The following is a 13,078-nucleotide window of genomic DNA, read 5'->3' as shown; positions in this document are numbered from 1 at the left end:
TATTACTTGGCTAAGTTGTTGTAATAAAAATGGTTAGGATTATGACAAATCTAAATTTATCTGTCTGATACTTTTTAACGATAACCTTATGCTATCGTTAAAAGGTTTATAGATATGTTCCCACATACGAACGTAACTACTTGACATACTTGGTGTTCACTCGTTTCACGTTGAGTGTGTAGCTTTGCTGGTAAAAGCCTAGAAACCTTGTAACGAAAGGGATAATCAAAAGCCTTGATTGTAAGGCATTTTTGTGTTTTTATGATAGAATATAGGTAGTTATAATCGATAGCAACTAAGAAGCAGTAAAAATATTATTCATAAAATAATCAAGATCAGGAAGAAAAAAATGACAGAAATTGATAAAAGGAATTTAAAAAATTATCTTTGTTTTACATTTGGAATTACTTATATATCTTGGGGGCTTCTTGCCATATTTACACAATCTTATATTTTGGGATTAGAGACATTTATAGGAAGAATATTACATATAGTTGGTGCACTTGGACCAGCTATTGCAAGTGGCTTTTATTTAAAAAGTAATAATATAAAATTTAAACATTTTTTATTTAATAAGATAGAAAATAGCAGTATTTATTTCATTTATCATATGTTAGCAATTTTGATACTATTTTCTGTATCTTCCTTAGAATTAAACGGAGTATCAATTTATCTGATGCCATTATTCTTTATACAACTAATTTTTTTTGGTGGTGGACATGAAGAATTAGGATGGAGAGGAATATTACAACCATTACTTGACAAAAAATATACTTATTGGCAATCTAATTTGATTGTAGGATCAATTTGGGGAATATGGCATCTGCCTTTATGGTTTATAGTTGGAGAAAGTCATCAAGGATTTCCTTTTATTTTATTTTTTATATATACATTATTTTTAAGTTTTGTTTTAGGGCTTCTTTACCGTCAAACGAAATCTGTGGGATACTGTGTATTATTTCATGCATTCGCAAATTTGTTAAATCTCTATTTTGTGTTAAAAATTAATCTTATTTTTATTATCATTTTTATTGGTTATTTGATTTATACTATATTGGCGAGTAATAGAATTAGTAAGGAAACAACATTTTAAAATTTAGATCAGGATATCCATTATTGAAAGTAACGTGTAGTCATTCTAGATAATCAATGTTAGAGACTTTTCTATTTGATGAGACATCACTGCTTGTACGAGCTGATTAAACATGGGTGTAGCTAGTGAAAGTTCTACAGTAAGGAGTTTAAACATGAAATTCCATGAATTTGGTGATAAGAATTTGCCTCCTATTTTACTGATACATGGTGGTGGAAGTTCTTGGTGGAATTATCTTCGTCAAGCACGAATCTTGTCAGAAGAATACCGTATTATTCTACCCACTTTGAATGGCCACGGCGAGGAATATCAACTTGATTATGTTTCTACTGAAGATTCTGCTTTGGAGATTCTAGACTATATCAAAGCAAACTGTGGTGGGAAATTATTTGCAATCGGTGGTGTTTCACTTGGTGGTCAAATTGCCATAGAGCTTTTGTCTTTAGACAGTGAAATTGCTGAGAAGGCCATCATAGATGGAAGCCTCTGTATTCCTCAACCAAGGTTAGCTAAAATCAGCATCTTTCTAGTGTCTCTATTTGGTAAACTGATGTTCAATAAAATCTCTTGCAAACTTCAGTTAAGCATGATGAACAAACTCTATCCTAAACTCGCTTATCCAGAGGAAATAAAAACTTATTATTTGGAGGATTTGCCGAGGACGCCTATCAAAACATTGGTGACCATTTACAAAAACTATATGGGATGTTACAAGCTGAAAGATATGATTTCTGCTAGCAAGGCTCAGGTTCTGTATATCTATGGTGAAAAAGAATTGAACTGTGTGAAAGAATCAGCGAAATTATTTCATCAGCTACATTCAAATACAATTTTGTATGAAGCAAAGGGCTATAACCACGGCTATTTATCAGCTTACCTGCCTTATGAGTGGATTGATTTGGTGGTGCCATTTTTAAAGAGTGACTCATTAGAAATGTGTAACGAATCTGATATGCCATAAGGAGGAATACCATGCTAGGAGCAATTATTGGAGATATTGTAGGTTCAGTTTACGAATGGAACAATATCAAAACGAAGGATTTTCCTTTATTTTGTGAGGATTGTTTTTTCACGGATGATACGGTAAGTCCGAACCTCTGAGTGTGTAAGCTTGTTAGTGAAACATTTTTAATATTCATAAGATTTAAAGTTGATTACAAAAAAGGAAGTATTATCATGGGAATATTCGATGATTTTGAGTACAAAGAAAACTACCAAGATGAAGAAAAAGTAATTGAAGTACTTAAAAAGATTTTAAGAGCAATTCATTTAAATAATTATAGAGATATTATGGATTGTGTTGATGGTTCGGAAGTTGATGATGTAAGAGATTTACTTGAATATATTAACGATTCATTACACTTAAATGATTTTGATAAAATTGATGAATATGGTGTAGATTGTAATTTCCATCCGAATTATGAGTACTCCCAACTACAAGTTTATGAATTTAATGATCAAACTGGCTTTGTTGTTGAATATGAGATGACCTCCGATTCTGAATTAGTAGATTTAACCCTACAATTCGAATTTTTATACAATAATGATGGTTACAAAATAACTTCTATAGATGTCGACCCTAGATAAACAACACTTAATTATCTTCGTTATATGATAAATGCGTATATTAAGGCTAGATAATTTGATTGTAAGTTGCTTAAAATATCGGTTAGTTTTTCAAATATTGGGAGAATGAAAGATGTATCTATTGGAATCGTGCCAAAATGATCATTCTAAAGATTTTGTCGTGTTTGATTCTTTAGAAGATGGAAAAGACTTTGTTTCTCACTGATGATACAGTAAGTTCGAACCGCTGAGTGTGTGAGTTTGTTAGTGAAACGTTGCTAATCCTCAAAATAAAGAAACAAAAATACCATTATTTAGAAATGAAAACCTAAACTGTTTTTAAGGAGGTGTTATATTGATAGAGAGCAGACCTGAGTTTGATAAAATCATATCCTTTGATGAATTTAATAAATACTATTGGTATCGTGATGAACTTTCACAGATATGTAAATCATTAGGGCTTGAAAATAGAGGTACAAAACAAGAACTCAATGATATTATTAAGCAGTACTTCAATGGGAATTTGATTAAAAAATCATCAGTAAAAAGGAAAAAGAAGCGAGTAGAAGTTCTTACCTTAGATACGCCCTTACTTGAGTGCGGATTCACCTTTAATGCACACTTTAGAGAATATTTCTCAACTTTAACAGGTGTTTCCTCCTTTAAATTTACTGCTGATATGGCCACTGCTTGGAGAAAAGTGAAAAAAGAACATGATTTGAGTTTTACAATCCAAGATATGCTAAAAGTTTATTATGGAGATTCAGACTATGCCAAGTATGATCATTCGGTTTGTCAATGGAATCAATTTTTAAAGGATTTCTGTGCAGACGAAAATAATCGTAATTACTCGGATAAACTAAAAGTAGCTTCTATTCTTTGGAAAGAAGCTAGAAATTCAAAGAACGAAAAAGTTTATTCCAAACAGCTTCTGAAAGAACATAGCGACAAAATAGAGGAGTATCGTAAATAAGCAACTCTTAGTTTAGTGGGTGGAGCGATAGCCTCTATTTTCTTTAAAAAGTTTATAGAGGAAAGATAGATTAAGCGTGAAGAAAGTTGGTGAGAAAAATGGATATTCTAATGAATGAAAAAAGTTTTGATGCTAAAGCGTTAGAAAAATGGAAAAGAAAACACGTAATTTCAGTTTATAAAAACTTGGGACTTTCTTATGATGGGGAAGCGTCAACGGAACAATTATGTGAAGCGTTAATCGAGAAAAAGGTGGAGCTAGGATATGATGCGATTGTCGCAAAAATTCAGAATCAACTGAAATTAGGCGACATCAGTCTAAAGATTGCGACTACACTATCTGGAAAAAGAAGAAAAAAGGCCATGACTAAAATTTATGCAGAAGGAATTGATGTAGAAACATTAGGCAAGGTGATTGATCACGTTACGTTTCTAAATACACCCGAAAATTTGAAAGTCAATTTGTCCGTTTGTCCAGAACACTACGCCTTAGTGCCCCGAGAAGAGGTACTAGAGGTTATTGAAAAAACAGGGAATGCTCCTTTCCCAATGCAATTCTTTATTCAGTTTAACGAAGAAGAGGGAATTCAAACGCCTCGGGATGAAGAGTATCCGTATCAAATCGTCGGAATTGCAAAACTAAAAGACGGGACCATTATTGGAGGAGTGAGACATCAATTCCGTAATGTAGAACAGGGAATTGAGGCGATCACTTGTGTCGAGTTTCCGGCGTTATGCCCTAATTCTATTGTAAAAGACCACCAAATTCACTTGGCGGTGGAGTGGTCAGAGTGGATTCAATGGGCCATTGACCATCAAGATTTATTGCAAAACAGTTAAAGTGGCTTGGGTTGGAATGAGACTACGAATCTATCCATTAGTTTGTAAGGAGGAATATCATGCTAGGAGCTATTATTGGAGATATTGTAGGTTCAGTTTACGAATGGAACAATATTAAAACAAAAGACTTTCCATTATTTCGTGAGGATTGTTTTTTCACGGATGATACGGTAAATCCGAACCGCTGTGTGTAAGCTTGTTAGTGAAACGGAATTAATCCTCTCACCTTTTCATTTTAAGGTAAGAAGGCTTCAAAGCTCCACTGGAGCTTTGAACTCCCCAAACCTTTTGTGTTCCGCGGACGCGCCACGTTGAGGCGGTAAGTCTATTAGTGAAGAGTAATTAATTTTCAGAAGGCTTCCTGCTTTTTTAATCCTACGGACGAAAAATACGGCAAAACCTTATTTTATACAGTAAATTTTCTAACGTTAGAAAAATAGATTTGATGCATTTAGATAAACAAATTATAAATAGGAGAATCGAATGTTTAATTTTTTTAAAAAGAAAGATCCTAAAAACCTCGAAATCAATTTTCATGACAATTCAATGGTAATGAACGGAACCAGCTTGTCTTTTCCTTTATCTTTGAAAGATATTGAGGCCGTGTTAGGAAAGCCTGATCAGGTTGTCAAAAAAGAAAGTAAATACATAAAGTACGTTTACGACAATGCTGGTATTGTATTTGAACATTCGTCTTCTATCCGGAATCATTTAAAGAAATGCAGGGTCTATATTGATGATGAGCATCTACTTTCTACAATCAGTTTCTACTATGGTGATGTTGTAAAACCTATGTTTGGAGAAGAAGAATTACCCAAGATGCCTTGTCAAGCCGTAGTATCCACTGATGGGAAGCCTCCCTATTTTCTTTATGATAGACACAGAACTGGGGATTTCAATTTTATTTTATGGACCCCTCATGGAACCAATTTTAATGGAAGACCAGATGTAATGAGATATCCACTCACCATTTCTTACTATCCAGAAATCAAGCATGAACGTCAAAAATCAAATCCAAAAGTTGTTCAAGAAAAATATCTTCATTTTGATAATCTGAATTTTAAACTAGCTATTATCCAAGTATTGATGTATGATTTAGATATTTTAAAGCCAGCTTTTGATATTTTTGATTTTTCAGAGGAATTTAGCGAGTTGGATATTGATACAGAAAGTACAGAACTTGTAGAGCCTGCCTTAGAATACTTTAAAAATCTTCAGATTTCACAGAAGTATGCAAGTCTTGTAAAAGAGATTGATATGGATGGCGGTAATGAAATTTTTATGAATCTGATTCCTCAGTGGGATGGTGAGGATAGTACTTTTGATTTGAATGAGGTTAGTTTGGTTGAATTAAAGCAGTTCCCAAATTTAAAACAAGCGACAATCATGTCAAGTAATTTTGAACAAGTTAAGGAAACTTTTGCTAAAGCTGGAGTCGACGTAGAACTAGTGTAAGTTTAACTAAACATTTATAAATTTTTGAAAAAATCTTACTGTTATGACTCGAAAAAAGGATTAAGTAAAATATGAAAAAGTTTAAATGGTGTTTATGGGTAACTGGGGTTCTTGTTATTCTTATGACAGCATCTTCATTGAATGCTTGTAGTTTGGGTGGTGAAACCATTCCCAAAAACAGAACAAGGGAACAGTACGAGTTTGAAAAAACGTTTGATCCTATGTTTAAATTTTTGGAACAAGAGCAGAAGGATTTTAATGGGCTGGAAGCTTATAAAAGCAGCGTCTATATAAAAAATGGTGACGAAGTCAAAAGATGTGAAATCGACCTAGACATTACCAAGGCAGATGGTAAGGGCGACTATAGAATACAAATCGGAGAAAATAAAAAAACGGTTCCCGTTAGTTATTCTAATGGCAAGTTGCATTACGATTCAGCGATAGATCCTTTATTTGATGAAGAAATTCTTAACTTAGTTGTCAAAAGAGATGTTTTTGACTCCTTGAATGTAAAAAGAACGTTAAGAACTGGAACAACAGAGCTTAGTGAAATTATCTACCAGCCAGAAACTCAGTCTGAACTCTTTCAGAAACTGAAAATCAAATATGATCTACCAGAGGAAACTACATGCCAAATCAGGGTAAATTACTCAGATAAAACAAATTATGGGATCACAATACAGTTAACATCGAAAGAGATGTCTGTCAAAATTGGTTTAACTATTATTAAAAAACGGGGCTAACGATTTAGGAATGTTATTGAAAAGAGTTTTTTAACTCTGAGAAGGATTTAAAGGTGACTATGAAGGTAAAATTTAAAGAAACGAATAAAGTATTTTTCAAAATAGTAGAAGTAGAGGGAGAAAAGTATATTCTAGATTTGACGACTGTTAGACCAAAATCCTATTTCTGGGGTTCTCTTCCCGATGAAATTACTGCAAAAATGCAAAAGTTAGATAAAAGAGATATGCGTTTTGAGAGTGTAGCTCCAACTATGAGTAAATCAATTGGGATTGCAATTGGTACAGCAATAGGGGGATCTGGCTATCGGCTTGTGACAAATTTTTTTAGAAACAATGGGATTAGTCATAACCTTCCTTTAAAGATAGGCTTATATGGCCTATTCATTTCCCTAGCTTATCTTGCTTTCTGGTTCATTGCCATAAGAGCTCGTCATAGCGTCCAAAAAAGACTTGAGAATAACGTTACAAATTATAAAATAACCTTTAAACCAGTTGGAAATAAACGTCAATTAAAACATTACAAACTTCTTCCTTTTATCCTTGTTCCGACTCTTGGATGTTTTGTATTTTATCTATATACTGTTAATGGAACAGAGGGAGCCTTACTTGTTATTAATAGTATTCTATTATTGGGATTTTTTACAGTGATTTTAGGCATGTCACCACTCCGAGAAAGTGTCGAAAAGCAAGAGATTATTTTTGATAGAATAGAGAAGTTATAAATTAAGATGAAAGCTGTTTATGATCCTATTTTGCAGGTCACATTGGGCTATTCTATCAGAAAAAATTAGGGAACTGATTAGAGAGCATTTTGTTAGTCAATGACTCATTTAAGGTTCAGAACTGCTCTCGTAATGACATTTTATAATTTAGAAAAGGAGTAAAAATGAATTATTTAGAAATACGCAAGAAATATGGATTTTATAGAAAAGTCGTGATTGTTTTGGCTGTTCTTCTCATTCTTTTTGTAGCTTGGATGGTGAAAGATAGGACTATTCAAACCCTTTGTATTTTATTCATAAATGCACTCTTATTTCTTTTCATTGCACTAATCAGAAGAGGGTATGTAAGGAGTGGTACTAAGTTACTGTATATGGACTTAGATTTACCATCTTGGAAGCAATACATTGAATTGAAGAAAGATGCAAAAAGAGCTATTATAAAAATGGATGTGACACTAACATCTGTTGGCTATTCCTATATGATTGGTGATTTCGATGCTGCCATTAAGGAGGCTTCTGAAGCAATGACTGATCAAAAACTGAAGCCGAAATATAGGGATTTCTTTGAGAGTTACCTCGTTCGCTCGACAGTTCTTGCAAATCCAAACCTGACCAGGGACCAGCTTGATCTTATGCTAAACAAAATGTCCATATCAGATTCCTCTCTAGCTGAGAAAACAAAAAGCGTTAGTATTGCGCTTTACGATTTAACAATTGCTCATCAATTCAATGATTATTTTGAAGAATTGGAAAACGAATTTAAATATCAACAATTGGAAATCACTTACTATCAAGCCTTGAACTCTAAATTAAAAGGAGATATGACTAGGGCGAATGAGTTGTTTAAAAAACTCGCTCAAGAAGATGAACAGCTCTATATCGTCCAGAAGTCTAAAGAATTTTTAAATAGTGAATCTATTAATTAGCGATGAATAAGTACAGAAAAGGATTGAATATGAAATCAAACAGTTTATTTTTTTTTAATGGAATTTTTGCTTTAACGTGCTCTCCCATAATTGCATTTGCATTTTTCTATAGATGGGAGATAAGATTTATCAATGGGGCTCTTCGTTTTGTTGATAAACCAGCATGGGCTTTTTCAGTAAATTTAATTAGTTTTATATTTCTTGTTTGTTCCATACTTGCAATTTTCATTTATAGAAAAGAATCAAATGGTCGTAAGAAAAGCTTTTTGTTTCTTTTAGTTGCATCTATCACAGGTTTTATCCCCTTCCTTTCATTTTTTTCAGCAATTTTTGCTCTTATTGCTGGGATTTTATATTTGGTTGATTTTAATCGATTGGTAAAAGAATAAACTAGAAGGTATTTATCATTTTCAACATATCCAACCTTTTTTAGAACTGATTCTCTCAATCTCCGGTACGTCTGATTTCTATTTTTTGAGGTTTCATTATATAATAGCATTATATGTAATGACTGATGTAGTTACACTAACATTTCTATTTAAAAATTAAGGAGTATTATCAATGAAAAAAGCAATGTTAATTATAAACCCTACCTCTGGTGGGGAAAAGGCTTTGGATTATAAGGTCAAGCTGGAGAATAAGGCCAAAGATTATTTTGAGCACGTGGAAACCAAAATTACTGAAAAAGCGCTGGATGCAACACACTTTGCTGAGGAAGCCTCTCGTGAGCAGTACGATGCAGTGGTTGTTTTCGGTGGAGACGGGACTGTCAATGAAGTCATTTCGGGTATTGCTGAGAGAGACTACATTCCTAAGTTAGGGATTATCCCTGGTGGAACGGGTAACCTCATTACGAAACTGTTGGAAATCAATCAAGACATTGATGGCGCGATAGATGAACTCGATTTTAACTTAACCAATAAGATTGATATCGGTAAAGCAAATGATAACTATTTTGGTTATATCTTTAGTATCGGTTCTCTGCCTGAGGCGATTCACAATGTTGAAATCGAGGACAAGACGAAATTTGGTATCTTTGCCTATGCTGTAAATACCATGAAGTCCGTCATGACGGATCAGGTCTTTAACATTAAGGTTGAGACAGAAAATGGAAATTATGTTGGTGAAGCTAGCCATGTTTTGGTTCTCTTGACAAATTACTTCGCTGATAAGAAAATCTTTGAAGAAGACAAAGATGGCTATGCCAATATTTTGATTCTAAAAGATGCTTCTATATTCTCTAAATTATCCGTCATTCCTGATTTACTAAAAGGGGATGTTGTCGGAAATGATAATATTGAGTATATCAGAGCGCGTAATATTAAGATCTCTTCAGATAGTGAATTGGAGTCAGATGTTGACGGCGATAAATCGGATAACCTACCTGTAGAAATTAAAGTCCTAGCACAGCGAGTAGAAGTGTTTTCAAAACCGAAAGAGTAGAAGATAAAAAAATAGTTTATTTTTTACAATGAAATCAAGTTTCATATCAACGATTGGAGGAGGAATGAATTCTCTATTTGATGAATTTCGAACAATTTGCTCTCATTTAAACCAAGTCGGAATCACACCGACGCTCATGGGGTCTTTGGGGTTTGAATACCGTTCAAATGAAGAATGGGGGCCGTCTGACATTGACATTCATGTGGCTGGTGACCCTAGAGGTTGGGAAGCACCTGATCATCTCAGAATTTATGACTGGGACAAGATAATGAAAGTGATGAACCACTTGGGCTATACCTTGGTAGATATTCATGAGCATGAATTCCAAAAAGATGGTCTGAGTGTTGAATTCGGAAGTATCGATTCTTTACCTGATTTTGCAAGAGTTTCGGAATCAGATATAGAGCTGATTCATCTCGAAAACATCACTTTTCGCGTTCCAAGTTTAGAACAGTATTTAAGTATTTACAAGGCTTCTTCCCAAGATTCCTATCGAAATAACCACAATAACAATAAGGATTTTAAAAAGATTGAGTGGCTGGAAAGACATTTGTAAAACTGTCTTTCTATACAACGCCTTAAAATTAAATAATATGGATATCTCAGAATATTTAATTCGTTTCAAGAAATTTTATTAATAGGTATTATTCATAACATAGTGCTTAATTTAGTGTTTTTATAAAATCGGAGGGAATGATTTGTCAGTTTTAACAGAAAAAACAGAATGGCTCTGGAAAAAAAATCAGGAGCTATGGCTTAAAGAAATTGTTGAATATATTGAAGCAAATGATTTAGTTGATTATAATTTTCAGGACAATAACGAATGGACTGCTAGAGATTATGAACAGTCACCTTTATGCCAGATAATTTGGGGAGAAATAGTTTCCAGTTACCTTTCTAAGAAATTCGGCGAAGAGTACACATATTTAATAAATAGGTATCATTTAACAGTACAAAGCGATACGAAAAGTTTTCGTTTTCTCTTTGATGTAATGAATAATGGTAAGGCAGCATATAATCCTTCTTATAGGACCAAAGATAATAGTGATATTATATATAAATATCATTATATTGGTAATTTTACCCCTATTCCAGGTAATGTTCCATTAAAGCCAAGTTTACAATTTAGTCACAAAGTTTTTCAAGAAGATTGGAACAAGATGATAGAGCATATTAGAGATCGTTGGAATGAATTTAAGTTTGATTTGACGTTTGATGAATATATTGAGATGACTTTTCAAACCGATTATTATTCAAACAAAAAATTTAATAAGATTAGTGGAAAAGAAGATATAAAAAATATGATTATTTCGAGAGGCAAGCTAATAGAAGGACGGTTAAAAGAGCTAATTTAAAATTAAGTATGAACTATTTAAATAGTTTTTGAAAAAGTCTAATAATGAGAAGTCTTAGAGATAAGACTTTTTTATTTTTAGAACCAAACCGTCCGAAACTACGAACAAGCCTTGCAAATAAAATTAGAAAGTAGTATACTAGAATCACAATTATGAAAACGTTTGCGCAACAAGGTGAATAAAAGTAAACTAGGAGACAGAACAATGGAATTAACAGCCATTTACCACAGACCAGAGTCGGAGTATGCTTATCTTTATAAAGACAAGACAATGCACATTCGCCTCCGAACCAAGAAAGATGATATTGAAACCATCAACTTGCATTATGGAGATCCTTTTATCTTTATAGAGGACCGTTATGAAGATAGTAAGGAAATGAGTAAAGTAACTTCTGATGCTTTGTTTGATTATTGGCAAGTGGAGATTTCAGTTGGCTATGCCCGACTCCAGTATCTCTTTGAACTTAAAGATAAGCAAGGTCAGTGTATTTTATATGGTGATAAGGGATGTGTTGAAAACACGCTAGAAAATCTTCATTATGAAGGAAATGGATTTAAAATTCCTTATATTCATGGGATTGATGCTTGCCATATTCCTGACTGGGTGGCCGATACAGTTTGGTATCAGATTTTCCCAGAACGCTTTGCTAATGGGAACCCTGAGATTTCACCTGAAGGTTCACTAGCTTGGGATTCCTCTATCAAACCAAAGACGAGCGATTTCTTTGGAGGTGATTTACAAGGTGTTATTGACCATCTGGATTACTTGCAAGATTTGGGGATTACAGGACTTTATCTCTGTCCGATTTTTGAATCCCCAAGCAATCACAAGTACAATACGACAGATTATTTCGAAATTGACCGTCATTTTGGAGATAAGGAAACTTTCCGTAAACTGGTGGGCCAAGCCCATCAGAGAGGCATGAAAATCATGCTTGACGCTGTTTTCAATCACATTGGGGATCAGTCTCCACAATGGCAGGATGTTCTCAAAAATGGTGAAGATTCCGTTTACAAAGATTGGTTCCATGTTCAAGAGTTCCCAGTGACCAAGGATAAGCTGGGGAATCCAAGAAAGCTCCCTTATCATACCTTTGCCTTTGCCAGCTATATGCCCAAGCTCAATACGGCTAATCCTCAAGTGAAGGACTATTTGTTGAGCGTTGCGACCTACTGGATTGAAGAGTTTGATATCGATGCTTGGCGTTTGGATGTGGCTAATGAAGTGGACCACCAATTTTGGCGAGATTTCCGGAAGGCTGTCCTGGCTAAAAAGCCTGACCTTTATATTCTTGGAGAGGTCTGGCACACTTCACAGCCTTGGCTAAATGGCGATGAATTTCACGCAGTCATGAACTATCCATTCTCTGACAGTATCAAGGATTATTTCTTGCGTGGGGTTAAGAAGTCCCATCAATTTATCGATGAGATCAATAGCCAGTCTATGTACTATAGACAGCAGATTTCGGAAGTGATGTTTAATCTTCTGGATTCGCACGATACGGAGCGTATTTTGGCTACTGCCAAGGGAGATAGACAACTTGTGAAGTCTGCCCTCGCCTGCCTCTTTTTGCAAAGGGGGACACCATGTTTCTACTATGGGACTGAGTTAGAATTAGATGGAGGACCAGATCCAGATTGTCGTCGTGTCATGCCTTGGGAACGTGTTTCCGACAATAATGAGATGCTTCATTTCATGAAGAAATTGATTCAGCTTCGCAAGGATGCTTCAGATATTATTCAGCATGGAAAATTTATTCTCGAAGAAATCAAGCCAGATGTTTTATCTATAGCATGGGATTATGATGGACAAAAAGTCCAAGCTATTTTTAACCAATCAACTGAAAACTATCTTGTAGACCGTGATTCTGTAGCGCTAGCAAGTCATTACCAAGAATTGGACCAGCAACTGGTGATATTGCCTAAAGGATTTATAATCCGATAAAAATCGTACTTTAAAAAGA

The 13,078-nt window shown here is 34.2% G+C and carries 16 protein-coding genes; all 16 read left to right on the top strand.

The annotated features are described in order from the left end of the window. Positions 1 to 349 precede the first annotated feature (349 nt). The 16 genes from A6J84_RS03295 (at position 350) to A6J84_RS03220 (ending at position 13,059) form a co-directional block, all read left to right on the top strand. The gene (locus tag A6J84_RS03295) at positions 350 to 1,093 is read left to right on the top strand and encodes a CPBP family intramembrane glutamic endopeptidase (protein WP_049489667.1); all 744 of its coding nucleotides are present in this window, start codon (positions 350 to 352) and stop codon (positions 1,091 to 1,093) included. Positions 1,094 to 1,247: 154 nt separating this feature from the next. Further along, complete coding sequence (locus A6J84_RS03290; protein WP_049520307.1) at positions 1,248 to 2,054, top strand: alpha/beta fold hydrolase; 807 nt, start codon at positions 1,248 to 1,250, stop codon at positions 2,052 to 2,054. Positions 2,055 to 2,065: 11 nt separating this feature from the next. Further along, positions 2,066 to 2,194 carry an ADP-ribosylglycohydrolase gene (locus tag A6J84_RS03285; RefSeq protein WP_080980654.1) on the top strand — a complete coding sequence of 43 codons (129 nt, stop codon included), beginning with the start codon at positions 2,066 to 2,068 and terminating at the stop codon, positions 2,192 to 2,194. 75 nt (positions 2,195 to 2,269) lie between these two features. Then, complete coding sequence (locus tag A6J84_RS03280) at positions 2,270 to 2,680, top strand: hypothetical protein (protein ID WP_095726035.1); 411 nt, start codon at positions 2,270 to 2,272, stop codon at positions 2,678 to 2,680. A 334-nt stretch (positions 2,681 to 3,014) separates the two neighbouring features. Further along, the gene (locus A6J84_RS03275; protein WP_095726034.1) at positions 3,015 to 3,632 is read left to right on the top strand and encodes an SAP domain-containing protein; all 618 of its coding nucleotides are present in this window, start codon (positions 3,015 to 3,017) and stop codon (positions 3,630 to 3,632) included. A 98-nt stretch (positions 3,633 to 3,730) separates the two neighbouring features. Next, positions 3,731 to 4,471, top strand: a complete 741-nt coding sequence (locus A6J84_RS03270) for a hypothetical protein (RefSeq protein ID WP_042902290.1) — start codon at positions 3,731 to 3,733, stop codon at positions 4,469 to 4,471. A gap of 59 nt (positions 4,472 to 4,530) precedes the next feature. Continuing rightward, positions 4,531 to 4,665: an ADP-ribosylglycohydrolase gene (locus A6J84_RS03265; protein WP_080702748.1), complete on the top strand. Its 135-nt coding sequence runs from the start codon at positions 4,531 to 4,533 to the stop codon at positions 4,663 to 4,665. A gap of 289 nt (positions 4,666 to 4,954) precedes the next feature. After that, the gene (locus tag A6J84_RS03260) at positions 4,955 to 5,926 is read left to right on the top strand and encodes a DUF6892 domain-containing protein (protein ID WP_000481649.1); all 972 of its coding nucleotides are present in this window, start codon (positions 4,955 to 4,957) and stop codon (positions 5,924 to 5,926) included. 71 nt (positions 5,927 to 5,997) lie between these two features. Next, entirely contained in the window at positions 5,998 to 6,669 is a 672-nt protein-coding gene (locus A6J84_RS03255) for a hypothetical protein (protein WP_000713811.1), read from the top strand. 59 nt (positions 6,670 to 6,728) lie between these two features. After that, positions 6,729 to 7,391 (top strand): DUF443 family protein, encoded by a 663-nt coding sequence (locus A6J84_RS03250; RefSeq protein ID WP_000865033.1) that lies wholly within the window; start codon positions 6,729 to 6,731, stop codon positions 7,389 to 7,391. A gap of 164 nt (positions 7,392 to 7,555) precedes the next feature. After that, positions 7,556 to 8,317 carry a hypothetical protein gene (locus A6J84_RS03245; protein WP_095726033.1) on the top strand — a complete coding sequence of 254 codons (762 nt, stop codon included), beginning with the start codon at positions 7,556 to 7,558 and terminating at the stop codon, positions 8,315 to 8,317. A 29-nt stretch (positions 8,318 to 8,346) separates the two neighbouring features. Next, complete coding sequence (locus A6J84_RS03240) at positions 8,347 to 8,706, top strand: hypothetical protein (protein ID WP_000841612.1); 360 nt, start codon at positions 8,347 to 8,349, stop codon at positions 8,704 to 8,706. A gap of 172 nt (positions 8,707 to 8,878) precedes the next feature. Beyond that, positions 8,879 to 9,760 carry a diacylglycerol/lipid kinase family protein gene (locus A6J84_RS03235; RefSeq protein ID WP_095726032.1) on the top strand — a complete coding sequence of 294 codons (882 nt, stop codon included), beginning with the start codon at positions 8,879 to 8,881 and terminating at the stop codon, positions 9,758 to 9,760. A 64-nt stretch (positions 9,761 to 9,824) separates the two neighbouring features. Next, entirely contained in the window at positions 9,825 to 10,316 is a 492-nt protein-coding gene (locus tag A6J84_RS03230; RefSeq protein ID WP_049518668.1) for a phosphoribosylanthranilate isomerase, read from the top strand. 142 nt (positions 10,317 to 10,458) lie between these two features. Further along, complete coding sequence (locus tag A6J84_RS03225; protein ID WP_049518670.1) at positions 10,459 to 11,115, top strand: hypothetical protein; 657 nt, start codon at positions 10,459 to 10,461, stop codon at positions 11,113 to 11,115. A 204-nt stretch (positions 11,116 to 11,319) separates the two neighbouring features. Then, a complete protein-coding gene (locus A6J84_RS03220) occupies positions 11,320 to 13,059 on the top strand; it encodes a glycoside hydrolase family 13 protein (protein ID WP_049518672.1) in 1,740 nt (579 codons plus the stop codon). Positions 13,060 to 13,078 lie beyond the last annotated feature (19 nt).

Source organism: Streptococcus sp. FDAARGOS_256 (genome assembly GCF_002289235.2).
Taxonomy (GTDB): Bacteria; Bacillota; Bacilli; order Lactobacillales; family Streptococcaceae; genus Streptococcus.
Note: the sequence above shows the minus strand (reverse complement) of the source record. Positions and strands in the feature narration are given on the sequence as shown.